Below are 25,433 nucleotides of genomic sequence, written 5' to 3' on the forward strand. Positions count from 1 at the left end.
ATTTAAAATGAAAAAAATAAATAAATTAATTGCAATTCTGTTCTTCTTGTTTGCAATAACTAATATTTTTTCCCAGTCGGCTTTTGTTAACTGGCCATTAACAAGTAATCAAAATCCAAACACACCTACTGGAAATATACAAGCATTCCCACAAGTTATAGGAACACCATCTTCACCATATAAATTAGAAATGTGGCCACAACAACCTTATGCTACTAATGGTCAACAACTCTGGACTGGTAATCAAGGAACTGGATGGATTGCGGGTATGCCGGATTATACAAGATATATTCAATTTGATGTTAATCCTACTTCTGGAAATAACTTTACAGTACAAAATATTTCTTTTCAATATAGCGATTATCCAACTCCTACTAATACAGATTTCCATATACTGAAAAGTGAAGTCTGGTATGCGATTGATAATAACTGGAATAGTAGTGTTAAACTTAATTCAAATCCATTGGACTATTTGTCATCATCAATCCAGAATTTTTCTGGCAGTGTTAATGTACTGGTTCAAAACGGTCATACTTTTTCAATTAGGATTTATCCTTATGCTCCTAATGGAGCTGTAGCTATGACTCCTTCTTTTTCTACACATAGAAATGTGATTATTGAGGGGAGAACATCACCAGCTTTAACCACCAGTTCTATATGCGGAATAAAATTTAATGACAGGAATGGAGATGGAATAAAAAATGGAGATGATGAAGGGTTACAAGGATGGACAATTAATTTATCAATGGGAGCAGTTAATATGACTGCAACAACTGGTGCTGATGGAAGTTATTGTTTTAATAATTTATCTGCAGGAACATATACTCTTTCGGAAACTCCACAAGAAGACTGGGCTCAAACATACCCGCTAAATCCATCAACCCACACTGTAGAGCTTTCAGAAGGGGAAAATATTTTGAATGTAGATTTTGGTAATAAGCAAATTGTCGGTTTCATCTCTGGAACAAAATTCAATGATATAAATGGAAGTGGAGACCAACAACTTCCCGATGAACCTGGATTAGCAAATTGGACTATAATAATTAGCGGTCCTGTTACTGTAAGTACTACAACCGATGCCAACGGTTATTATCGAATTGACCATTTACCTCCTGGAACGTATACAATACAGGAAGTAAATCAACAGGGTTGGCGACCTATAAATCCTCCATCCGGTTCTTATGTTGTAGTTATTTCAGAAGGAGAAGGATTGTGGAAAGATTTTGCAAATCAACAAATTGGTTCAATCTGCGGGACAAAGTTTAATGACTTAAATGGTAATGGTAATAAGGATGAAGGAGAACCAGGAATTTTAGGATGGACAATAACTTTATCAGGTGGCGCTGTTCCTATGACTAGAACAACTGGCGAAGATGGGAGTTATTGCTTTAACGATTTGCCAGCAGGAACTTACACACTTGAAGAAACACAACAGGATGCCTGGCAACAAACTTTTCCAGCTTCTCCAGGTACACAAACAGTAATTCTATCTGCAGGGCAAAGTGTGAGTGATATTGATTTTGGTAATAGACAATTAGTTTGTTCAATCTGCGGGACAAAGTTTAATGACTTAAATGGCAATGGAATTAATGATAATGAACCAGGGCTCTCCGGTTGGATTATTGAATTAACTTATTTTGGTGTGAATGGACAAATTACTCAACGAGATACAACAGATTCAGATGGAAATTACTGTTTCAACAATCTTCCATTTGCTACTTTTACTTTATCAGAAGTTAATAAATCTGGATGGACTCAAACTGCGCCAGCTTCTGGCAGTTACACTATAACAATCAATCAGGAATTAAATCTCATAGGAAAAGATTTTGGTAATAAAGAAATTCTTAATCCGGATTGTATAGACTTTGAAAACAACTCAATGAATGGCTGGCAAGCAAATAATATTTCTACTTCATTTCAACAAAATGGGAACAATCATTACATTCAAACAACTGACCAGGCTGGTGTATCTACATTTTTTACTACCAGCAAACCTTTTACTGGCAACTGGACAAGTTTATTTGCAAATGGTTGTGGTTCATTATGTTTTGATATTAATTTTATTTATGGTGGAGATGTTTATAATGGTGTAACACCACCTCAAACATTAAATCCATACATTGCACTTGAAGGAGCTGGATTTAAAGCATCATTTGTTGTTAATCAATCAATTTCAGTTGGAAGTGGATGGCATACATTCTGTGCTCCATTGAGTTTTCTAAATTCTGATGGAACACTTCCTTCGAACTCTGATGGTTACTGGATAATGACAGTGGGCACAGCTTCTGATTGGAATACACTTTTAACCAATGTTACAAAGGTTAGACTCCTTGTTGATCCAACAAGTTATCAAAATGAAAAAATTGGTTATGATAATATCTGTCTAAAAAATACTGGAGATTGTGAATCGCCATCGCGACTTGGTTCAATATGTGGATTCAAAATTTTAGATAAAAATGGTGATGGTGTTAGAGATTCTAACGAAGATATTATTGCAAACTGGGGAATTACTTTAACAGATGGAATAACAACTTATACAGCAACAACTGATACCAATGGAAAATATTGCTTTGAAAATCTTCCAGCTGGTAATTATACAGTAAGCGAAGAACATCGCACCGGCTTTAGACAAATATTTCCTTCAGATCCCGGAGTTTATACATTTACTCTTTTACCAGGAGAGAATAAAACTAATATAAATTTCTCCAACGTAGAAGATATTTCTATAAGACTTGGTTCTATATGCGGAATAAAATTTAATGATATAAATGGAGATGGCGATCAAGACCTTCCTGGTGAGACAGGATTATCGGGAGTTACTTTCCAGCTGTCAGGTGCTTCTAATCAAACAGTTGTTACTGGTCTGGATGGAACTTTCTGTTTTACAAATTTAAGTGCTGGCTCATATACAATTAAAGAAATTATTCAAGATGGTTGGGAACCAACATATCCCAATAATACTGGAATAATAAATGTTAACCTTGCTGAAGGACAAAATCTTGAAAATTTATTTTTCGGTAACAAAGAAAAACTTGGCTCGATATGCGGTTTTAAATATAATGATTTGAACGGTGATGGAGATTGGGATACTGGCGAACCCAGACTTCCAAACTGGCAAATTACTCTTTCATTATATCAAAACAATTATTCCGGTCAGGGGGGACTTGATAATAACTTGAATTTGATAAGTACTGTAACAACAGATAAAAATGGTGATTACTGCTTCACCAATGTTAGGCAAGGAACATATTTAATTGGAGAAATTCAGAAAGATGGTTATACGAAAACTGAGCCATCTGAATTTGCATATTTAAGAACTATTGCACCTGGAGAAAATATAGAAGGACTTAATTTTGGTAATAAAGAAGATTCGTCTGTTGTGCTCGGTTCAATTTGTGGAATTAAATTTAACGACAAAAATGCAAATGGTCAGCAAGATCCTGGTGAATTAGGAATTCCTGATTGGCAAATACAAATTGGTGGACAAGTTGATATGACTGTTGTAACAGATAAAGAAGGAAAATTCTGCTTCAATAATTTGCCACCAGGTGAATATAAAGTTGCCGAAAAATATCGTTCGGGTTGGAGACAGACTAAACCTTCAACAAACTTCTATATCATACAACTTGCATCAGGACAAAATGTTACCGATTTACAATTTGGAAATACACAGGATGATAAAGTACAGCTTGGTTCTATTTGTGGAACTAAATTCTATGATAAAAATCGTGATGGAAGAAGAGTGACCGGTGAATTAGGAATTGCTAACTGGACTATCTATCTCGATGGTCCGATGAATTTAACCGCAGTTACTGATGAAAATGGTAACTTCTGTTTTTATGGATTGATTCCAGGTACATACACAGTGAGAGAAAAGAACGAAAGTGGATGGAGACAAACAAAACCTTCTTCAATTAAATATACTTTGGAAGTTGGTAATGGCAATAATTTGACCGGGATTGATTTCGGAAATTTTGAAGATCCAACTGTTATACTTGGCTCAATCTGTGGAATTAAATTTAATGATTTAAATGGAGATGGAAAAAAGCAGGATAATGAACCAGCAATTCCAAATTGGACTATCACTTTATCCGGAACAATGAATCTAACTACACGAACTGATGCAAGAGGCAAATTCTGTTTTGATAACTTAACCTTAGGGCGATACACTTTATCAGAAGAGCATAAAGATAAATGGAGACAGACAGCGCCTTCAACTGGCAGTTTTACTATCGAACTCTCTGAAGATAATAGTAAGCCTGATACATTTTATTTTGGTAATAAAGAAGATATAGGAATACGTAATGGTTCAATCTGCGGAATGAAATATTTAGATAGAAATGGCGATGGCAGAAAAGATCCAGCTGAACCCGGAATAGCTGATTGGCAAATTAATATTAGCGGTCCAGTTGATAGAAGTATTAACACTAATAAAGAAGGCAAATATTGCTTTGAAAATCTGCCTCCAGGAACATACATTATTAAAGAAGAACCTCGATTAGATTGGATACAAAAGGAACCAGTTTCTCCAAATTCTTATACAGTAGTACTCTCATCCGGTCAGAATCTTGATGGTTATTACTTTGGTAATAAATATGAACCAAAAACAGGTTGTATTACACCGCCAAGCAATATGGTTGCGTGGTGGAGTTTCGATTTTTCTTCGAAAGATTCTCCGCAGGATTTAGCTGGATATAACAACTTTGGTACAAAGATGAATGGACCTATAGCAGTTGCTGGAAAAGTTCTGGGTGCATTACAATTTGATGGTATTGATGATTACATTGAAGTTAAAGATCATTCAGAACTGAACTTTGGAACGGGTGATTTTTCTTTTGATGCCTGGATTAAAACCGATGCTAAAACTGGAGTAGAAGTTTTAGTTGATAAAAGAAAAGCATATAACACAGGTTATTCATTTTTCCTTAATGATGGATACCTTAGCTTGCAATTAGCAGATGGTTCAGGATTTTCTGGTTACACAAACTATGCTTCACCGGTTTTTGTTGCTGATGGTAACTGGCACCATATTGCTATAACAGTTTCAAGAAATAACAGGCAGGGAATACTATTTTATCTTGATGGTGTATCAACCCAATTTGGAGATCCTACAACAAATCCAGCCACACTCACAAATACAGATAATTTAAGGATTGGAAGAAATTCTTCAGCTGGAAGTAACGATCCAATCGGTACATTCAAAGGAATACTTGACGAAATAGAATTGTTCAATCGAGTATTAACATCTCAAGAAGTGCAGGCAATTTATAATGCCGGTAGTGCTGGAAAATGTAAACCAAATAGTAGTGGAGGTACTGTTTCTGGAACACTTTGGTACGACATTAATCACAATGGAGTTATGGATCCAAACGAGGTTGGTTTAGAAAAATGGCCTGTATTGTTGAATGGACCAACAATTGTGCAAACAGAAACAGATCTTAATGGAAACTTCGAGTTTACTGGTTGCCAGCCGGGTGATTACACTCTTTCGGTGGCATCTTATAATAATTGGTCTTGTACTTATCCTTTTGGCGGAAGACATTCTATTAAATTAGGAGAAGCACAAACCATTGATGGACTCAATTTTGGATTTGCTGATGATCCATGTACTGATGGACAAAAAACCTGGTCGCCGCTTGGTAGTGGTGTAAATGGATTTGTTTATGCATTAGCAGCGGATGGTAACAATTTATTTGTAGGTGGTTCATTCACTATAGCTGGTGGTGTAAATGTTAATAATCTTGCAATGTGGAATGGATCAAGTTGGTCTGATATTGGCGGTGGTGTAAATGGTCCAGTATATGCACTAAAAGTTGTTGGAAATAAACTTTATGTGGGTGGGTCATTTACATTGGCCGGTAATGTTAGTGCAAAAAATATTGCTATGTGGGATGGATCAAACTGGAATGCACTTGGTGATGGTACGAATGGTACTGTAAGAGCACTGGAAGTAATAGGTTTGGATCTATATGTTGGTGGTATTTTCTCAACTGCTGGTATAGTAAATGCAAATTGTATTGCCAAATGGGATATTACAAGTTCTTTCTGGATGGCTCTTGGTGCTGGTGTAGATCCAGAGTTTGGATTTGGATCTGGTGTGTATGCACTGATAAAAAATGGTAGTGAACTTTTTGTTGGTGGCCTCTTTTCTGGAACCGGCGGAGCAAGTGGTGCAAGGCATTTAGTAAAATTGAATAGTACCAACTCCAGTTGGTCACCGATTGGTACTGGTCTTGATCCTGGTATGGGCAATGGAACAGTCTATACACTTTCAATTTTAAATGGCGAGCTATATGCCGGAGGTAGCTTCACCGTATCTGGAAGCTGGAATAGTTATGTTAATTACATAACTAAATGGGATAATGTAAACTCAAATTGGACATCGCTCGGTTCAGGAATGAACTTAGGGTATGTTCACGCACTTAAAGTTGATGGACAAAATATTTATGCTGGCGGCTCATTTCTTTCTGCAAATGGTGTTAGTGTGAATGGAATTGCCTATTGGGAAGGAACAAACTGGGTTGCGTTGGGTACTGGTGTAAGTGGAAATAATTATACAGGGGTATTTGCAATTGAACTTATGAATGATGGTCTTTATGTCGGTGGACGATTCTCTTCAGCTGGAAATATTAATGCAAACAATATCGCGAAGTACTCGTGCAGTAATATTCCTACTTCGGTGGATGATAAAAAGGAAATTATTTTACCTCAGAAGTATTCGTTGCAACAGAATTATCCAAATCCATTTAATCCAAGTACAACTATTAGATATGATTTGATAAAAGCTGGTTTTGTGAAAATATCGGTTTATGATATTCTTGGAAGAGAAGTAAGAATACTGGTTAATGAAGTAAAAGCTCCAGGTAGTTATAATGTTACTTTTGATGCGAAAGGTTTAGCAAGTGGAGTATATTTTTATTCAATCAGAACTTCAGAATTTAATCAGGTCAAAAAAATGATATTGATTAAATAAGAAAAATCTTCCGGTTAGTTTATAAAGGTTACAATAAAACAGGAAGTAACAAAAAAACTAACCGGAAGAAATATATACAACAAACAGAGTTTATATTGTTCTTTAGAAAACAACTGAGCAAATAATATCACAACAAGAGTTTGAATTGTCTCTCAGCAAAAAATAAAATTAAAGAAATTAATTTAGAAATTGTTACTTTGCTAAAACATGAATATAAAGGTTTTTAATTCAATGACTGTTAACACAGGTTGAGAATGTTTTCAAGTTTTCTTTGTGCATTTAACTTAATTGAATACTTTTGAATGTGACAATAATAATGTAGTTTAGATAATAAATTGAATTTACAAATGTATATGATATTGTAGAAGTTATTGATAATAAAATTTTGATTCTTGCTGATAGTTTATAATAATAGATGAAATAGATTTTAAAAAAACTTATCAAAGATCAAAAGAAAGATTTTATAACAATAAAGAGGAAGAGATATTTTAAGAGTTAAAAATTGTTAAAAGAAAAATAGACAGGGATAAAATTGTTTATGTATCTAAATTATGAATAAAAAAAATGTCAGTCTTTAATAAACCACATTTAGTGGAAATGTTCAGACTGACATTTTTAATTTACTTTGTAGCTTCAGCAAATCTTTTTGCAACTGCATCCCAGTTAACAACATTCCACCAGTTTGCAATATATTCAGGTCTTCTGTTTTGATACAATAAGTAGTATGCATGTTCCCAAACATCAAGTCCCATCACTGGAAATCCTTTTACTTCGGCAACATCCATTAAAGGATTATCTTGATTTGGAGTTGATGTTACAACAAGTTTACCATCACTTAGTACAAGCCATGCCCATCCAGAACCAAATCTTGTAGCAGCAGCATTATTAAATATTTCTTTGAATTTTTCAAATGAACCAAAAGTACCATTTATAGCATCGGCAAGAGCACCAGTTGGTTCTCCTCCTTTATTTGGTCCCATAATTTCCCAGAACATTGTATGATTGTAGTGACCACCGCCGTTATTACGAACTGCTACTGGAAGTTTAGAAACATTCTTAAAAAGTTCTTCAAGTGTCTTCCCTTCCAGATCAGTTCCTTCAATGGCTTTATTTAAATTAGTAACGTAAGCACCATGATGTTTATCGTGATGTATTTCCATTGTTCTTGCATCTATATATGGTTCAAGGGCATTAAATGCATATGGTAAAGCAGGTAATTCGAATTTGCTCATTTTTTGATTACTCCTATTTTTATTTTTTTGTTGATTAATTATTGTAAAATTATTTATACTTAATCCAGCTGTAATAATTCCTAAAGCATTTAAAAACTTTCTTCTATTCATTATCATACACCAAAAGATTCACCACATCCACATGTTTTTTTAGCATTGGGATTGTTGAAGACAAATCCTCTTCCATTTAATCCATCACTAAAGTCAATGACTGTTCCAGTCAAATAAAAAAGACTCTTTCCATCCACAAGAATTTTCAATCCATTTTTCTCGATTATTGTATCGCCAGGTTTTTCACTATCATCAAAACCAAGCTGATATGTAAAACCAGAACAACCTCCACCTTTAACACTAACTCTTAATCCATAATTATCTGGAATATTGTTCTCTTCTTTTATTTTTAATAATTGCTTAATTGCTTTTTCTGTTAAATCTATTTCTGTTGCAAGATTTATTTGTTCATTCATTTTGAATCCTTTCTTCTTTTAAGCTTTCTGCATTATTAACATTATTATTTAGAAAAAAATTCACTTTCCATGCATTCGATGCAACTTTTTTTAATTTATTCTCTTTTTCTAAGAAATTAATAAAATCTAAAGTTAATTTTTCTGATTGTGTGTAACTGAGCTTTATATTTTTTTTCTCAAAATAACTTTTAATTGCGTACTGTAAATCACGCAAGAAGATATTGGAGTTTGTAAACAAAGGATATTTTTCTTTCATAAATCTGAAAAAGATATTTTGATTATTAATTAATTCTTCAAGATAATTCATATTACACCTTTTGATTAATAGTGATTTTATTTAATATATTTTATAAAAATTACCCTCGTCTATTAAGTGTTTTATTGAGAAAAGATGAAAATTGACAGAGACTAAATTATAATGTTTGGAAGAATAAAAAAATCATTCAACATATTATTATATCAACAATTTATTATATCAACAATTTTTATTAATTTCGAAAAATAATTTTTTAAAATTTTTGTTTTATGATGCATAGAATACGTATGAAAGCAAGATAAGTTTTAGATACAGATAGAAAAAGAGAATTAAATTAAATAGTCATGTTAAATAAGTAATGGAGAAAAAATGGTCAACAGTCTATTTTGGATTGCTCCTGCGTCATCATTATTAGCTCTATTTTTTGCCTGGTTTTTCTTCAAACAAATGATGAAGGAAAGCGAAGGCACAGAAAAAATGGCAAGCATAGCATTGTATGTTCGTAAAGGAGCTATGGCTTACCTTAAACAACAATATAAAGTTGTTGGTATGTTCTTTATTGTTATCATGGTAATTTTCTTGATACTTGCTTATGGTTTTAATGTCCAGAATCCATGGGTACCATTTGCATTTATTACTGGTGGTTTCTTTTCTGGTTTGTCTGGATTTTTCGGTATGAAGACAGCAACTTATGCTTCAGCCAGAACTGCCAATGCAGCCAGAGAATCTTTGAACAAAGGTTTGAGAATTGCATTTCGAAGTGGTGCTGTAATGGGATTGGTTGTAGTTGGACTTGGTTTACTTGATATTTCAATTTGGTTTACGATTTTAAATACTGTTTATCCTCACGCTACAGATGCTCATAATCTTGTCGTTGTTACTACTACAATGTTAACATTTGGAATGGGAGCATCGACTCAAGCATTATTTGCAAGGGTAGGGGGTGGTATCTTTACAAAAGCCGCAGACGTTGGTGCAGATTTGGTCGGTAAAGTTGAAGCTGGAATTCCAGAAGATGACCCTCGAAATCCAGCTACGATTGCAGATAATGTTGGAGATAATGTTGGTGATGTTGCTGGTATGGGTGCAGATTTATATGAATCTTATTGCGGTTCAATTTTAGCTACTGCTGCTTTAGGTGCTTCTGCTTTTATTAATGCTCCTGAATTACAAATGAGAGCAGTTCTGGCTCCAATGCTTGTTGCTGCTGTTGGAATTGTTCTTTCCATCGTTGGTATTTTTATGGTAAGAACTAAAGAAGATGCAACTCAAAAAGATTTGCTTGCATCTTTATCAAGGGGAATAAATATCAGTTCTGTTTTAATTATAATTTTCTCTTTATTAATTGTTTATTTGCTTGGATTTGATAATGCTCTGGGTATTTGGGGTTCGATTGTTACAGGACTTGTAACTGGTATCATAATAGGAAAGTCAACCGAATATTACACTTCACATTCATATAAACCAACTCAAAGAATTGCAGATAGTTCACAAACAGGTCCAGCAACTGTTATTATTTCTGGTTTAAGTGTTGGGATGATGTCTACTGCAATACCTGTTATTTCCGTAGCAATTGGGATTATTCTTGCATTCTTATTTGCTACAAATTTTGATTTAACAAATATAAATATGGGATTATATGGAATTGGTATTGCTGCTGTTGGAATGCTTTCTACTTTAGGAATTACTCTTGCAACAGATGCTTATGGACCAATTGCGGATAATGCAGGCGGTAACGCAGAAATGTGTGGTTTAGGAAAAGAAGTTCGTAAAAGAACAGATGCACTCGATTCATTAGGAAATACAACAGCTGCTACTGGAAAAGGATTTGCAATTGGCTCGGCAGCATTGACAGCCCTTGCACTTCTAGCTTCTTATGTTGAAGAAGTAAAAATAGCACTGGTCAGAGCTGGAAAAACTATTTTAGATTTTGGAAATGGTATAATTATAGAAACTCAAAAAGCAAGTATTATGGATTTTATGAATTACTACCAGATTAATTTAATGAATCCAAATGTTCTTGTTGGGGTTTTCATTGGTGCAATGATGGCATTTATGTTCTGTGGTTTAACTATGAGTGCTGTTGGTCGTGCTGCTGGAAAAATGGTTGATGAAGTTCGCAGACAGTTTAAAGAAATTCCTGGAATACTCGAAGGGAAAGCAGAACCAGATTATGCAAGTTGCGTTGCTATATCAACTCGTGGTGCTCAGAGAGAAATGGTTCTTCCATCTTTACTTGCAATTTTAGCTCCAATTATTACTGGAGTAATATTTGGTGTGGCTGGAGTGATGGGATTGTTAACAGGTGGCCTTGGTGCTGGATTTGTTCTTGCAATTTTCATGGCAAATTCAGGTGGTGCATGGGATAACGCCAAAAAATTTATTGAAGAAGGTAACTATGGTGGTAAAGGATCAAATCCTCATAAAGCTGCTGTAATTGGTGATACTGTTGGAGATCCTTTCAAAGATACATCAGGTCCAAGCTTGAATATTTTAATTAAGTTAATGAGCATGGTTGCTATCGTAATGGCTGGTGTTACAGTAGCATTCCATATTTTATAATATTTTATGTGAATTTTTATAGCCTGCTCAGTTTTAATTGAGCAGGCTTTTTTTATCTACTTTATATTTCTTGATTTATCTTTAATGTTAACCTAATTTTGTTTATCACATTCTTTCAATATTGGTGATTTGTGAATCCCATTAACAAAGCAATCGTAAGTGTTGTAAAAAATCTCCCCCAATCCATAGTTTTTATATTTGCAAAAAAATATATAGCAGGCGAGACACTTGAAGATGGAATACGTGTAGTAAGAGAATTGAATTCAAAAGGAATTCTGGCAACTATGGATGTTCTGGGCGAAGCCGTTACAAATAAAGAAGAATCTATTCAAGCAAAAAACGAGTGCTTAAAAGTTCTTGATGCAATTAATGAATTTAAATTGAATTCTAATCTGTCTGTAAAACCAACTCAAATGGGTTTGAATATCGATAAGGAATTTTGTTATCATCAATTTTCAGAAATTATTGAACATGCTTCAAAGTATAATAACTTTGTAAGAATCGATATGGAAGATTCTTCTACTACATATGCTACATTTGAACTTTATAGAAAACTGAAATCAAAATATGATAATGTTGGTGTGGTTATTCAAGCTTATCTTAAACGAATTATAAATGAGATTAGCAGGAATGATATGAAGGATACAAATTATAGATTATGCAAAGGAATTTATATTGAACCAGAAGAAATTGCATATCAAGATAGACAGGAAGTAAGAGAAAATTTTATACGAATTCTCAATTACCTTTTTGATAATGGTAATTATGTTGGTATTGCTACTCATGACGATTATTTAATTGAAAATGCTTACAAAATGATAAAAGAAAAAAATATATCAAAAGACAAATTTGAATTTCAGATGCTTTACGGTGTTAAAGAAAAGTTAAGAGACAAAATTAATGCAGATGGTTATAAGATTCGTGTTTATGTTCCATTTGGTAAACACTGGTATAACTATTCTATAAGAAGATTACAGGAAAATCCTCAAGTTGCATGGTATATAACAAAAAGTATTTTTTCGCATAACTAATGAATGTAATAGGTATAGAAACATCGTGTGATGAGACTTCTGTTGCTGTAATTTCAAATGGTAAATTAACATCCAATTTAATTTCCTCACAGCACTTTCATGTTGATTATGGTGGAGTAGTTCCCGAATTATCGAGTAGAGCACATCTACAGATTGTAGTACCATTACTTAAAAAAGCTCTCCACGAATCAAAATTAGATATACAGGATATTGATCTTGTTACAGCAACAGCTGGTCCTGGTTTGATTGGAGCATTACTTGTGGGATTTACATTTGCAAAAAGTCTGGCTTATTCTCTTAAAAAAAATTTTATTCCTGTAAATCATGTTGAAGGACATATTTTTTCTGGATTTCTAATGGAAGATAAACCAGTGTTTCCATATTTATGTCTGGTTGTATCTGGTGGACATACACTTTTATTAATAGTAAATAGTGATTATGATATAATTAAACTTGGTTCCACATTAGATGATGCTGTTGGCGAAGCATTTGATAAAGTTTCTAAGTTACTGGGACTTGGTTATCCTGGTGGTCCACAAATTCAAAGAATTGCAGAAAATCAGAATTCTGATTTTGTTGATTTTCCAGTTGCTCAATGTAAAAATGAATATGATTTTTCTTTTAGTGGATTAAAAACATCTGTTATTAGATTTATCCAGAAAAATTATGGAAAAGTTGAAAATATTCCTGCCGATCATATTCCTTTAATTGCTGCATCTTTTCAGAAAGCAGCTGTAAAAGCTCTTACGAAGAATGTTGAAAAAGCATTGAATAATTTTGAAATAAAAACTCTTTCGTTAGTAGGTGGTGTGGCAGCAAATAAATTATTGAGAGATGAATTTGTTAAGTTAGCTTCTCAATTCAATAAAAAATTAGTAATTCCTTCGCTGGAATTTTGTGGTGATAATGCAGCTATGATAGCATATCGTGGATTAAAATTGTTTGAGTATTTACAGAACTTTGGAAATAAGCATGATTATTTTATGAATCAGAATGCGTATCCTAATTTAAATGGTAATACGTTTATAAGAAGTTTATAATAACTTGCCATTGATAACTTGACACTGTCATTTTGAAGGATTGAAACGACTGAAGAATCTGACGAACTCATCATGAGGAGTGAACCAATTGAAGGTTCTGAGATTCTTCGCTACGCTCAGAATGACAGATAATGATGAAGTAGTCATCCTGAGTCCGACGTAGTCGGACGAAGGATCTAAAAAGAAATAGAATAAAACATAGAGATTCTTCATCCCGCCTTCAGCGGGATTCAGAATGACATGGTAAATTGATTAATTTATTTTAGATCCGAAAGAGTCGAGACGAGGGATCTAAAAAGATTCTTCTTCGCAAGAAGCGGAATCAGAATGACATTCAATGATGATTTAATGAGTGATAGATTAAAAAAATTGAGTTTTATAATTATTGATTGTAAATGTGGCTAAAGCCAGATTTTTCTTTGAGTTCTTATATTCAGTTCACTTGGCAAAGCTATTCCTTTGAAAAAGGAGAACAGTAATTTTTAAAAATGTGGTTAGTAAATTAGTCTTGATAATTTTATTGACATATAAATAAACCTGATTGATTGACGTCAGATTCAAGTGCAATTTTTTTCATTAGAGCATATTGTAATTTTCACTATCATCCTGAGTCCGACGTAGTCGGACGAAGGATCTAAAAAGAAATAGAATAAAACATAGAGATTCTTCATTCTGTTTTCAGCGGGATTCAGAATGACATGGTAAATTGATTAATTTATTTTAGGTCGAAAGAGTCAAGATGAGGGATCTAAAAGAGATTCTTCTTACAAGAAGCTGAATCAGAATGACATGGTAGTTACTATTATGACATTAAAATGATAACGAGAATAAACTTTGGATAGTTTAGAATTATCATTTATTTTTAGAAAAATAAGGTAGTAATATTGATAAAAATTATTGATGATAAAATAAAAAGTCTATTTACTCGTAATGAGATTTATTTAATTATCACTTTTTTTGTCTTTGTTCTCTCTCTTCTCATTTTTACATTTTATGCTCCTAATTATTATGAACAAGCATCACCAGTTATAATTGATATACCAAGGGGAGTAACTTTAAACCAGGTAATAGATACATTATATGAAAAGAAATTAATCCCGAGCAAAACAAATATGAAAATTGCAGCTATAATTTATGGAGCAGAAAAAAAAATAAGAGCAGGGCGATATAATATTCCAAATGGATTAAATTACTTTGAATTAATTGAAAAGTTGATTAATCCTCGAGAAGTAATTCAAATTGCTGTTACAATTCCAGAAGGAATATGGCAAAATGATCTGGCTAAAATACTTAATGAAAAGTTAGGTATTGATTCAACAGAAGTTATGGAGTTGAGTAAAAGTAAATCATTTATAACATCGCTGGGATTAAATGTTGACAATCTTGAAGGTTATCTTCTACCAGAAACATATTATTTTTATTCAAATAGTACTGCAGAAGATGTATTAAGAAGATTGAAAAAAGAAATGGATAAAATTTTTGAAGATTCAGTCATAATTAAAAGAATGAAAGAATTAAAGATGAATAAACATCAAATTCTTACACTTGCATCGATAATTGAAGCAGAGTCGAATTATGTAGCTGAATTTAAAAAAATCTCTGGTGTATATCATAATAGATTAAAGAAAGAAATGCTGTTGCAAGCAGATCCAACTGTTCAATATCTTATAAGAAATAGAAAGAATAAAAAAGTTTATTATAAAGACCTTAACATTAATTCAAGATATAATACTTATAAATACGCTGGATTACCTCCTTCGCCAATAAATAATCCTGGTAAAGATGCAATTATGGCAGCATTGTATCCAGAGAAACACAATTATCTCTATTTTGTAGCAAATGGAATGGGACAACACAATTTTTCGTCTTCTCCATCTGAACATGTTCAAAATATATTGCGATATCGACAATGGCTAAGAAATCAAAATTAGTAATAATTATTCTATCAATTTTTTTATGGAATTGTGCAAATCAAATTCCACCTGGTGGAGGTCCAATTGATACAACTCCACCTCAGATTATTGAAGTATTTCCTTCAAATGGTACAACCAACTTTAATAAAAATTTTTTTGAGATTACTTTTAGTGAATATGTGGATAAAAGAACAGTACGGGATGCAATTTTTATTTCGCCTCCTTTAAAACATCCATTAGAGTATGATTGGAGTGGAAGAACATTAAGAGTTTATTTCCAGGATACTTTGAAAGAAAATACAACGTACACAGTTTCAATTGGAGCTGTTATAGAAGATTTGAATAATCGTAATAAAATGATTGAACCTTTTTCATTTGCATTTTCAACTGGTGAGAAAATTGACATTGGTAAAATATCTGGTAAAATATATGATAAAGATCCAGCTGGCACATTAGTTTTTGCTTATAAAAAAAATGATAATACATTCAATCCAGCAATTCAACTACCTGATTATATTTCTCAAGTTGGAAAAAATGGTAAATATAATTTAGTAGGTTTAAGTAATGGAGAATATTACTTACTTGCTGTTAAAGATCAATTAAGAGATTTTTTGTATCAGAAGAATATTGATAAATATGGAGTTCAATTTAAAAAGGTTGTATTAATAGATGATGTAAATGAAATTAATGAAGTGAATTTTTTCTTAACTATTGAAGATACGATCCCACCTTCAATATCGAATGTTTCAATGAAAGATTTGAATCATTTACTGATTGAATTTAGTGAAGCTATCGATTCTACAAAAATTACAGTTAATAATTTTTATTTAATTGATTCGTCTATAAACAAAAAAATTATTCCAGAATATTTTTATAAAGGAGATGCAAAGGATAATTATTTTTATTTAGCATTTGTCGACACTTTGAGTTTGAGTAATAAAACATTTTTAATTGCAGAAAACATTTATGATAAAAATGGAATTATGAAGAACGAAGAAGTTAATTTTTCAATAAAGAATGTTCGAGATACTATTGCACCAAGGATTATTAAAATTGCAGGACAATATCCAGGTGATAAAATTGATTTCGATAATCCAGTATTAACTATAAAATTTGATGATGGAATAGATATAGATAGCTTAAGATCAGCTATTAAAATCTACGATGCAAAACAGAATATTTTCCCTTTTGAAATCGGGAAAATTGATGATGCTACTTTTAATGTTAATATAAAATCGAAATTAAAACAGAGAAGTGAATATAACCTTGATATTAATTTATCTAAATTGACTGATGTTTGCGGTAATAAAGTTGATTCCATTTATAAATATAAATTTACTACAGTTAGTGAACTCGATTTTTCTGGTGTTTCTGGTTTTGTAGAATATGAAAATGAAGAGAATGAAATTATTGTTGTTCTTGAAGATTCAGAAAACAGTGTGAATCTTTATAAACAAAAAGTGGACGATACAAAGAAATTTAACTTTAATAAAGTGTTACCAGGAAAATATTTATTATGGAGCTTTGTCGATAAGAATAAAGATGGGAAATATACTTTTGGAAAAGTAAATCTATTTAGCTACTCTGAAGAATTTAAATTCTATCCAGATACTTTAAATCTACGAGCTCGCTGGCCTGTGGGAGATATTGTGATTAAATGAAAAGATTTTCAACATAAATTGTATATAAAACAACATCTTCAATTCTAAATTATGTTGAAACCGCCAAGGACACAAAGAATTAAAATATGATGTTAACGTTCTTTGTGGTTACTATATTATAAATTTATTTTGCTAATATTACAAATGAAAGATATAGAACAGCTGATACAAAAAACATTATGATGTGAAAGATGCGATTTTTATTTATTATCATTATCAAAAGACATACAATAAAAATTAATCTTATATAATTTAGTAGACTAAAAATTTCATTTACATTTGTAAATAATCTTGTAATTTGATTTTTAAGAAAAATTAGAAGTATACTTCCGAAAAAGTAGGGCGATATTTTTAGATAATGCTTTTTTAAATCCAATAATTCATCTTTAGGTATATCAGGTGTAAGTAAAGTTGATTGAATATAAAGTATTATTGCTACTGTTAAAATTTCGATATAATTGAAAAATGATATTTGTATAAGTGCAGAAGTGTTTGCATATTCCCACCAGGTTCTTACCATAAATAGAAATGCAAGAATTGACCAACCTGTGATTAACCATTCAAAAACAATTTTGTTTTTATTGTAAAAGTATTTGCTATTTAAGTCAAAGTATCTTGCAATAGCAAGTCCATATAAAATTGAAGTAAGAACAAGTAATTGACTTCTATCTATCATACATTTTTTATTAGTGAAACGAAAATTAGAATAATAAAAGTTCATTAAATTGAATGTTACTATTTGTAGAGATGATACTTCTTTGATAGGATTTTAAAGTTGTTAATGTCTTTATTCAGAATGCTGATGATATCATCAACTTTATATCTTCTGGAAAATTCAAGTCTAATTTTGTCTGTACCAAGTACTTTATCAAACATATTTATTCTTGTTGTGTCTACAATATTAAATATTTTTTTCTCTGGATATAGTTTTGCAATAGTTTCAAGAAAATAAAATTGTATGGGGATCAACTTTACTTTATTAAAATCATATATATGTATTTGAACACCGTTTAAAATTTTATTCTGCCATTTACCATACAATGGTTTATAGCTAATTGGTCTGAATATAACTCCATCGAGATTTAATGCATTCATATATTTTGCAAGAGTATCAGCATTAATCCATTCTGCAGCAAGTGTTTGAAAAGGTAATGTGTAACTTATTCCGATAGATATTTCATTAAGTTCACCTAAAATTCCTGTAGCTACAAGATAAAAAGGTGTTTTACTATCAGGCACATTAGCTGAAGTTGGAATCCATATCAAACCAGTATCATCAAATTTCATCCAGCGTTTCCATCCTTCCATTTTAACTACAAGAAGTTTACACTTTAATCCATTTGATAACATTTTTTCTTCATTAAGTAATAAAGCTAATTCGCCACAGGTTAAACCATATACATATGGAATTTTGAATTTACTGACAAACGAAATAAAATTATCTTCAACAATATTACCTTCAATTCTTAATCCACCTAAAGGATTTGGTCTATCGAGAACTACAAATTCAATATTATTTTCTGCTGCTGCTTCCATTGCCAATCCTAATGTTGAAATATATGTATAAGAACGACAACCAATATCCTGAATGTCATACACAAGAACATCAATGCCTTTCAACATTTCTGGAGTAGGTTTTAATGTTTTTCCATATAGTGAATAAAATTTTATTCCAGTAGTGGTATCAATGTAATCATCAATAAGTTCTCCTGATCTTGATATTCCTTTAAATCCGTGTTCTGGACTGAATACAGCAACAAGTTTGAAGTTCTTAGCGTTTTTAAATAAATCGTAAGTTGATATTAATTTACTATTTACACTTGTATGATTTGCAATTAATCCCACATTTTTACCAGTGAGTATAGAATAATTCTCTTTTTCAAGTACATCAATACCGAGTAAAACTTTTTTACTTTGTGATAATAAAGTTGAAGAATAAATTAAAATAATTATAATGAGTTTTAAGTGTGTGTAAATTATTTTCATTATAACTGTATTGAGTTTGAAACAATGCTTAAAAGTATTTCAGATGTTTTTTCAATTTCATCATAAATTACCTGAACACCTTTTTGAATTTCGGAAGCAATAGTTTGATTGCTTAGCGATTTGCAATTTATTAATACATTAAAATAAGCTGATTGTGCTGCTGCTTTTAATAGTGCTATTGATACACCTGCATCTGATAAAGAATTTTTGTTCCCTTTATCTAAAATAGTCTTAAGTAAAGGTAACATATTATAACAATTTTTTAGTACTTCAGATGGAATTTCGGCAGCGTGAATTGTAGCTTCTTCAATTTTTTTAGAACGAATTTCATTTTGTTCTTCATTTTCTTTTGGAAGTTTCATTGCTTCTATAACTTTGTTGAATGCTTCGTTATCTTTTTCGGCTAATTCGATAAAAGATTTTTGAAAACTTTCTAATTTATCTTTAATTGATTTGAGTTCATCTTCGACATCAGCATATTTCTTTTTGCCAATAGTAAGATTGCAAACCATCATTCCTAAGCTTGAAGAAAGTGCACCACAAAATGCAGCTACATTGCCACCACCAGGTGTAGGAGAACTTGATGATAATTCAGTTAGATATTCAGAAATTGTTTTGGAAATATTCATTTTAAGCTCCTGTGAATTTATTTAATCATATATTCAATAATTTTTTCTTCTGGTATAAACTTGTTGAGTGAATTCAGTCCTAAATTTTCTATTGCTGCTTCTACTAACTTTGTTTCATTATTCTCTTTATAATTTGTATAAAATTTTCCTGCATTCAAAATTGCTTGGAGTGGTACTAAACCAACTATTTCACTTCCATATACTTCAACTCCAAGTCTATTTGCTTCTTTCTTGACTTCTTCAAAAGCAAGATGAATAGGCGTTACATTATAATTCGTTAAATTCATTGACACCTGAGTAATGTTATATTTTTCTAAAAATACTCCCATTGCTTTTACTTCTTTTAATCTTCCTGGAACTCTTACAGTTTTACCATCAATTTTTATGATATTGCCATTCTGATCTCGTTTTGGATAACCACTTTCACGAAGTACTTCACTTATTTCTTTAGCAAATTTAATATCATTCGATTTAATGTTTACATTATATGCAATTAAAAAAAATCTTGCACCAGTTACAATAGCACCAAGTTTAGGATTGAAGATTGGTTCTCCAAAGTCGGGCATCCATTCTGGATCTTTTAATTTTTCTTGAAGTCCTTCATATTCTCCCTGACGAATATTAGAAAGACTTTTTCTTTCTGGTTTGCGAGCAGAGTATTCATATAAATAAACAGGGACATTTAATTCCTTAGATATAATTTCTGCGAATTGTTCAGATATTTTTACACAATCTTCCATTGTAACATTTGAAACTGGGACAAAAGGAACAACATCAATTGCACCAATTCTTGGATGCTCTCCTTTGTGATATCGCATATCAATATTATTTGCTGCAGCTTTGCAGGCATTTATAGCTCCATTTAGAATTCCTTCTTCATTTCCGACCATTGTTACAACTACTCGATTATAATCTGCATCAGGTTCAAGATTTAAAAGTTTTACATTGGGAGTTTCAGCAATTGCTGTTCGGATTTCTTCAAATGTTTTTTCGTTTTTACCTTCACTGAAGTTTGGTACACATTCTATAATTTTCATTTTTTTTCTCTATAATTTCTTGTAAATGATTTCACCTTTTTTAATTGTCATTAAATTTAAGTTTTGTCCAATATTATAAATTATGTCTCGATAGTCTTTAGTGTCAAAAATAGCAAAATCAGCTTGTTTGCCTGTTTCTATACTTCCAGTAATATTACTTATATCTAATGCTTTTGCAGCATTTATAGTTACTGCTGATATAATTTCTTCGGGACTCATATTCATATTTATAGCTGCGAGACTCATTATTAAATGTAAATTAATAATGTTTGATGTTCCTGGATTATAGTCTGTAGATAAAGCAACAATAGCATTGTTATCAATTAATTTTCTTGCTGGTGCATAATCAGTTTTAGAAAAAAATGATACTCCAGGTAATAACACTGCTACTGTATCACTTTTTGAAATTTCTAATATTTCGTTTTCTGTAATAACTTCTAAATGGTCAACTGAAAGAGCCTTAAATTTAATTGCAAGCTGAATGCCACCAATACTATTAAATTGATTTGTATGAAGACGGATTTTATAATTAAGTTTTTGTGCTTTTGATAAGATTAATTCTGTTTCTTCGATATTAAAAGCAGATTTTTCACAATATACATCAACAAATTCCGATAAATTATTTTTTTTAATGTAAGGCAGTAATTCATCAATAATTAATTTCAGATAGCCTGAATGATCGTTTTTATATTCTAAGGGGAATACGTGAGCTCCAAGAAATGTTGAAATAATATCTATTTTTGAATTTTTTTTGAAGAAATCTATAACTTGCAATAATTTAATTTCGTCGTAATAACTAAGACCATAACCACTTTTAATTTCGAGTGTTGTAATTCCTTGAGTAATAAAGTGATCGATTTTAGGTTTTAAAATGCTTATCAATTCATCATAAGAAGAATTTCTTACAGCATTAACTGTTGAGATTATTCCACCACCGTTGTTTAATATTTGCTCGTAGCTCATTCCATTTAATCTTTGTATAAATTCATTTGCTCTGCTTCCAACAAAAGCAGCATGTGTATGACATTCTATAAGTCCAGGTAAAACTATTTTATCTTTAATATCAATTACTTCATCCACATGAATTTTATTTAATGATGTGTTTGGAATTATGTCTTTAATAAATCCATCTTCAATCAAAATAGAATGATCAGTAACGGGGGAAATATCATTTAATTCTTTGCCTCTTTTAAGATTTTTTCCATTAGTATTCACTGTTATTATTAGAGATGGGAATTTTATTAATTTTTTCATAACATAATTTTTTCTAATTAATATATTAAAAATAGACAATTCGAAACCTTAATTTCTAATCTTTTTGTTAAGAGACCTATAATTTCGTATTTTTCGATATTAAAAATGCAAGGATTATCAAAAAATGCCATCAAAATTAAAAATTCTTTTTGCTACCTCCGAAGTTGTTCCTTTCATAAAAACTGGCGGATTAGCTGATGTATCTTCTGCATTACCGCAAAAATTATACGAATTGGGGCATGATGTTAGACTTATTGTACCAAAATATGGAGCGATTGACGAAAGGAAATTCAAAATTCATGAAGTAGTAAGATTAAAGGATATTAAAATCAATATTGGCGAAAAAGAAGTAATTTTTTCTTTAAGATCTTCCTTTTTAATTGGAGAAAAAGTACGTGTACAAATTTACTTCTTGGATAATCCAGAATATTTTGGGAGTCGTCATAGTTTATATGCTGATCCATTAACAGGAGAAGATTATCCCGATAACGACGAAAGATTTATTTTATTTTCACGAGCTGTATTTGAATTAATTACTAAATTGGGCTGGACTCCAGATGTAATTCATTGTAATGATTGGCAATGTGGATTAATACCTGCATATTTAAAAACTATGTATAAAGATGATCCCCAATATGCTTCTGTTAAAACTCTTTTTACAATTCATAATATTACATATCAGGGAATTTTTCCAAAAGAATCTTTTGCTAAAACTTCATTACCACAGCAATTAGCGAGCGAAAAAGGAGTCTTCCATAATGGTAAATTAAATTTTTTGAAAAGTGGTTTGGTCTTTGCTGATATGATTAATACAGTAAGCGAAACTTATGCAAAAGAATTGTGTGAGAATAAAGAATTTGGTGCAGGTTTACACGAGATTTTATCCAAACGTAAAAAAGATATTTTTGGTGTTGTAAATGGAATAGATACTTCCATCTGGAATCCACAATTAGATAAAAAAATTCCAAAACAATATTCTTTAAGAAATATTGATGCAAAAAAAGATAATAAAAAAGCACTGGCAGATAACTTTAATTTTCAATACGATGAAAATATTCCTGTTATTGGAATAATTTCAAGATTAACAGAAGAGAAAGGAATGGATCTTTTAGAAGAATCTTTCAAGCAATTAATGGAACTGGATATGCATTTAGTTTTGTTAGGAACAGGTGATAAAAAGTATAACAAATTCTTTACAAGTATGTCAACAAAGTATTCAAATAAATTTTCTTGCTTTATTGGATTTGATGACGATTTAGCTCATTTGATAGAAGCAGGTAGCGATATGTTTTTGATTCCATCAAAATATGAACCGTGTGGTTTAAATCAAATGTATAGTCTTGTGTATGGAACAGTTCCAATTGTTCATAAAACTGGTGGACTGGCAGACACAATAATTCCGTACAACGAGAAAAATGGTTCTGGTAATGGATTTGTTTTTGAAAAGTATACTGTTTCTGCAATGATTTCTGAAATTAAAAAAGCTATAAAGATATTTACAAACGATAAAGATACCTGGCGAACTTTGATGAAAAATGGAATGAAATCAGATTTCTCCTGGCTTAACTCTGCTAAGAAGTATATTGAATTTTATAAAAAACTTACTGAAAAAAATTAATGTTATATCCTGCATTATTTTTAGATAGAGATGGTACAATTAATCACGACACAGGTTATATAAAAGAACCTGCGTCTGTGACTTTAATAAATGGAGTTGCTACAAATCTTAAAAAGTTAAAAGAACAATTTGGATTCAAACTAATTGTTGTATCGAATCAGGCAGGTGTTTCAAAGGGATTAATGACAATTCAAGATGTTGAAGCTGTTAATAATCGCATAATAGAATTATTGAAAAATGAAGGTGTTGAAATTGATGCAATTTATTATTGTCCATACCATCCTGATTTTGATCCACCAGAAAAAACAAATTGTCGGAAACCTTCTCCATTAATGATTTTAAAAGCAGCTGAAGAACACAATATTGATTTATCAAAATCTTTTATGATTGGAGATCGAGGAAGTGATATTGAAGCTGGTATTAATGCAAACGTAAAAACAATTTTATTAAGAACAACTTTAAGTGATGAAGAAATTTCTAACTTGATAAATCAAGGTAAAAAGCCCAATTTTGTAGCTAACAGTTTTGATGATATTTATAATTTTATAACTCAGTGCTTAGCGGAGGAAAATTAATTGAATAATTTATTGAAATGTTTGAAGCTCTGTTTATTTAACTTTTTTTTGATATTATTAATCTCTGGTTGTAATAGCGATCCCACATCTGTTGGATATAATCTTCTGGAAGATGTAAATAAAATAAAGTTAAATGAATTTGATACAAACGTAAAAAATGTTAAAACAAATTCTTACACATATAAAAAAACAATTTCACTTGGAGTAGCAGATAAATTATTGCTTGGTAAAAATTCATTTGTAGAATCTTCTTTTCTATTGCGTTTTAGTATTTACTTAGCAGATTCTATTGTTAATAAAATAAAGGAAAATAAGCTTCAAATTGTTGAAACCTGGATGGATATGAAAGTTAAATATTCACTTGGTGATAAATCGTTACCATTTGATTTCACTGTACATCAAGTTAGAAACGATTGGAGTTCAGAAGGATTTAACTACGATAGTCTTAAAGTTTTAAATTATGATGCTACTGATGTTTCATATCAAAAAAGTATTACAGATACACTCGTTAAATTTAATTTGAATCAGAATGCAATTTTTGAATGGTTAAAATATTCTGTCGATTCAACATCAGCTCCCAAAAATTATGGTTTATTATTTAAACCAACACCAAATACTCAACGTTTCTTGGGATTTCAAGCTTATCAATTAACAAGCGATGTAGATGTACCAACTTTATATATCGTATTTGAACAACCATCTGTTTTTAAAGATACAATATTAGTTTCTCCTTATATGGATATTAGTGTTGTGAATGGTACAGAAATTAATTCACCTAACGACATTGTTCTTCAGGGAAGTCTTGGATATAAAGGATATTTATATTTTGATATTAGTGATTTACCTAAGAATATTATCATAAGTAAAGCAACTTTAGAATTAAGTGTCGATACTTTAAAAACTATTGATGGTAGTCCTTCTTCAAATTCAATTTTAGTAAAAATCTTAGAAGATAGTACAAATAAAACTTATACTTCAGATAGCTCTTATTATTCAACATTAAGCAGGACAGGGAATTTATATAGTGGAGATATTTCGTGGATGGTTCAAAAATGGATTAGCAATGAAGTAGAAAATCAAGGCTTGGAATTATACCTTGCAGACGAAGTTTCTTCTGTTGCACGTATCTGGCTTTATGGTAGTAAGAATTCTGAAGCTTTGCGTCCAAGATTAAAAATTTATTACTTACAAAAATAAAT

Annotated in this window: 17 protein-coding genes; 9 read left to right on the plus strand and 8 right to left on the minus strand. The window is 31.2% G+C overall.

Translation table 11 applies throughout. The features are described from left to right. The first annotated feature begins 7 nt into the window (after nt 1–7). The gene (locus VJY38_RS09185; protein ID WP_353680396.1) at nt 8–6,973 is read left to right on the plus strand and encodes an SdrD B-like domain-containing protein; all 6,966 of its coding nucleotides are present in this window, start codon (nt 8–10) and stop codon (nt 6,971–6,973) included. A 620-nt stretch (nt 6,974–7,593) separates the two neighbouring features. On the opposite strand, the gene VJY38_RS09190 is transcribed toward VJY38_RS09185, so the two are convergent. The 3 genes from VJY38_RS09190 to VJY38_RS09200 form a co-directional block, all read right to left on the minus strand. Further along, the gene (locus VJY38_RS09190; protein WP_353680627.1) at nt 7,594–8,205 is read right to left on the minus strand and encodes a superoxide dismutase; all 612 of its coding nucleotides are present in this window, start codon (nt 8,203–8,205) and stop codon (nt 7,594–7,596) included. A 113-nt stretch (nt 8,206–8,318) separates the two neighbouring features. Then, the gene (erpA, locus tag VJY38_RS09195; RefSeq protein ID WP_353680397.1) at nt 8,319–8,672 is read right to left on the minus strand and encodes an iron-sulfur cluster insertion protein ErpA; all 354 of its coding nucleotides are present in this window, start codon (nt 8,670–8,672) and stop codon (nt 8,319–8,321) included. Next, on the minus strand, nt 8,665–8,979 hold the full coding sequence (locus VJY38_RS09200; protein ID WP_353680398.1) for a hypothetical protein: 315 nt from the start codon (nt 8,977–8,979) through the stop codon (nt 8,665–8,667). The genes erpA and VJY38_RS09200 overlap by 8 nt, the downstream gene beginning before the upstream one ends. A 318-nt stretch (nt 8,980–9,297) precedes the next feature. On the opposite strand from VJY38_RS09200, the gene VJY38_RS09205 reads away from it, so the two are divergent. From VJY38_RS09205 to VJY38_RS09225, 5 genes are all read left to right on the plus strand, one after another. Then, nucleotides 9,298–11,490, plus strand: coding sequence for a sodium-translocating pyrophosphatase (locus VJY38_RS09205; RefSeq protein WP_353680399.1), 2,193 nt, complete (start codon nt 9,298–9,300; stop codon nt 11,488–11,490). A 131-nt stretch (nt 11,491–11,621) separates the two neighbouring features. Next, nucleotides 11,622–12,521 carry a proline dehydrogenase family protein gene (locus VJY38_RS09210; protein ID WP_353680400.1) on the plus strand — a complete coding sequence of 300 codons (900 nt, stop codon included), beginning with the start codon at nt 11,622–11,624 and terminating at the stop codon, nt 12,519–12,521. Beyond that, entirely contained in the window at nt 12,521–13,561 is a 1,041-nt protein-coding gene (gene tsaD / locus VJY38_RS09215; RefSeq protein WP_353680401.1) for a tRNA (adenosine(37)-N6)-threonylcarbamoyltransferase complex transferase subunit TsaD, read from the plus strand. The genes VJY38_RS09210 and tsaD overlap by 1 nt, the downstream gene beginning before the upstream one ends. An 884-nt stretch (nt 13,562–14,445) precedes the next feature. Then, on the plus strand, nt 14,446–15,492 hold the full coding sequence (mltG, locus tag VJY38_RS09220) for an endolytic transglycosylase MltG (RefSeq protein ID WP_353680402.1): 1,047 nt from the start codon (nt 14,446–14,448) through the stop codon (nt 15,490–15,492). After that, nucleotides 15,471–17,135 (plus strand): Ig-like domain-containing domain, encoded by a 1,665-nt coding sequence (locus VJY38_RS09225; RefSeq protein ID WP_353680403.1) that lies wholly within the window; start codon nt 15,471–15,473, stop codon nt 17,133–17,135. The genes mltG and VJY38_RS09225 overlap by 22 nt, the downstream gene beginning before the upstream one ends. Nucleotides 17,136–17,259: 124 nt before the next feature. Here the strand turns inward: VJY38_RS09225 and VJY38_RS09230 are convergent, their stop codons facing one another. Genes VJY38_RS09230 through hutI form a run of 5 tightly spaced genes read right to left on the minus strand, consistent with a single transcriptional unit; the run spans nt 17,260 to nt 22,041 of the window. After that, on the minus strand, nt 17,260–17,811 hold the full coding sequence (locus VJY38_RS09230) for a hypothetical protein (protein ID WP_353680404.1): 552 nt from the start codon (nt 17,809–17,811) through the stop codon (nt 17,260–17,262). 59 nt (nt 17,812–17,870) lie between these two features. Beyond that, the gene (locus VJY38_RS09235; RefSeq protein ID WP_353680405.1) at nt 17,871–19,121 is read right to left on the minus strand and encodes an exo-beta-N-acetylmuramidase NamZ family protein; all 1,251 of its coding nucleotides are present in this window, start codon (nt 19,119–19,121) and stop codon (nt 17,871–17,873) included. Then, nucleotides 19,121–19,750, minus strand: a complete 630-nt coding sequence (locus tag VJY38_RS09240; RefSeq protein WP_353680406.1) for a cyclodeaminase/cyclohydrolase family protein — start codon at nt 19,748–19,750, stop codon at nt 19,121–19,123. Before VJY38_RS09240 ends, VJY38_RS09235 begins: the two co-directional genes overlap by 1 nt. 17 nt (nt 19,751–19,767) lie before the next feature. Beyond that, a complete protein-coding gene (ftcD, locus tag VJY38_RS09245) occupies nt 19,768–20,787 on the minus strand; it encodes a glutamate formimidoyltransferase (RefSeq protein ID WP_353680407.1) in 1,020 nt (339 codons plus the stop codon). Between the two features lie 9 nt (nt 20,788–20,796). Next, nucleotides 20,797–22,041: an imidazolonepropionase gene (hutI, locus tag VJY38_RS09250; RefSeq protein ID WP_353680408.1), complete on the minus strand. Its 1,245-nt coding sequence runs from the start codon at nt 22,039–22,041 to the stop codon at nt 20,797–20,799. A gap of 124 nt (nt 22,042–22,165) precedes the next feature. Between hutI and glgA the strand changes: the two genes are divergently transcribed. From glgA to VJY38_RS09265, 3 genes are read left to right on the plus strand one after another with little or no spacing between them, the layout of a single operon-like run. Further along, nucleotides 22,166–23,659 carry a glycogen synthase GlgA gene (glgA, locus tag VJY38_RS09255; protein ID WP_353680409.1) on the plus strand — a complete coding sequence of 498 codons (1,494 nt, stop codon included), beginning with the start codon at nt 22,166–22,168 and terminating at the stop codon, nt 23,657–23,659. Continuing rightward, nucleotides 23,659–24,234, plus strand: coding sequence for a D-glycero-alpha-D-manno-heptose-1,7-bisphosphate 7-phosphatase (locus VJY38_RS09260; RefSeq protein WP_353680410.1), 576 nt, complete (start codon nt 23,659–23,661; stop codon nt 24,232–24,234). Before glgA ends, VJY38_RS09260 begins: the two co-directional genes overlap by 1 nt. Beyond that, nucleotides 24,235–25,431, plus strand: coding sequence for a DNRLRE domain-containing protein (locus VJY38_RS09265; protein WP_353680411.1), 1,197 nt, complete (start codon nt 24,235–24,237; stop codon nt 25,429–25,431). The last annotated feature ends 2 nt before the right edge of the window (nt 25,432–25,433 follow it).

It is taken from the genome of Rosettibacter firmus (assembly GCF_036860695.1).
GTDB classification, from domain to species: Bacteria; Bacteroidota; Ignavibacteria; order Ignavibacteriales; family Melioribacteraceae; genus Rosettibacter; species Rosettibacter firmus.

Excerpts from the sequence above, each read along its gene's own strand:
- VJY38_RS09185 (WP_353680396.1), top strand. The coding sequence starts at position 8 with ATGAAAAAAATAAATAAATTAATTGCAATTCTGTTCTTCTTGTTTGCA.
- VJY38_RS09190 (WP_353680627.1), bottom strand. The coding sequence starts at position 8,205 with ATGAGCAAATTCGAATTACCTGCTTTACCATATGCATTTAATGCCCTT.
- erpA (WP_353680397.1), bottom strand. The coding sequence starts at position 8,672 with ATGAATGAACAAATAAATCTTGCAACAGAAATAGATTTAACAGAAAAA.
- VJY38_RS09200 (WP_353680398.1), bottom strand. The coding sequence starts at position 8,979 with ATGAATTATCTTGAAGAATTAATTAATAATCAAAATATCTTTTTCAGA.
- VJY38_RS09205 (WP_353680399.1), top strand. The coding sequence starts at position 9,298 with ATGGTCAACAGTCTATTTTGGATTGCTCCTGCGTCATCATTATTAGCT.
- tsaD (WP_353680401.1), top strand. The coding sequence starts at position 12,521 with ATGAATGTAATAGGTATAGAAACATCGTGTGATGAGACTTCTGTTGCT.
- VJY38_RS09225 (WP_353680403.1), top strand. The coding sequence starts at position 15,471 with ATGGCTAAGAAATCAAAATTAGTAATAATTATTCTATCAATTTTTTTA.
- VJY38_RS09230 (WP_353680404.1), bottom strand. The coding sequence starts at position 17,811 with ATGATAGATAGAAGTCAATTACTTGTTCTTACTTCAATTTTATATGGA.
- VJY38_RS09235 (WP_353680405.1), bottom strand. The coding sequence starts at position 19,121 with ATGAAAATAATTTACACACACTTAAAACTCATTATAATTATTTTAATT.
- VJY38_RS09240 (WP_353680406.1), bottom strand. The coding sequence starts at position 19,750 with ATGAATATTTCCAAAACAATTTCTGAATATCTAACTGAATTATCATCA.
- ftcD (WP_353680407.1), bottom strand. The coding sequence starts at position 20,787 with ATGAAAATTATAGAATGTGTACCAAACTTCAGTGAAGGTAAAAACGAA.
- hutI (WP_353680408.1), bottom strand. The coding sequence starts at position 22,041 with ATGAAAAAATTAATAAAATTCCCATCTCTAATAATAACAGTGAATACT.
- glgA (WP_353680409.1), top strand. The coding sequence starts at position 22,166 with ATGCCATCAAAATTAAAAATTCTTTTTGCTACCTCCGAAGTTGTTCCT.
- VJY38_RS09260 (WP_353680410.1), top strand. The coding sequence starts at position 23,659 with ATGTTATATCCTGCATTATTTTTAGATAGAGATGGTACAATTAATCAC.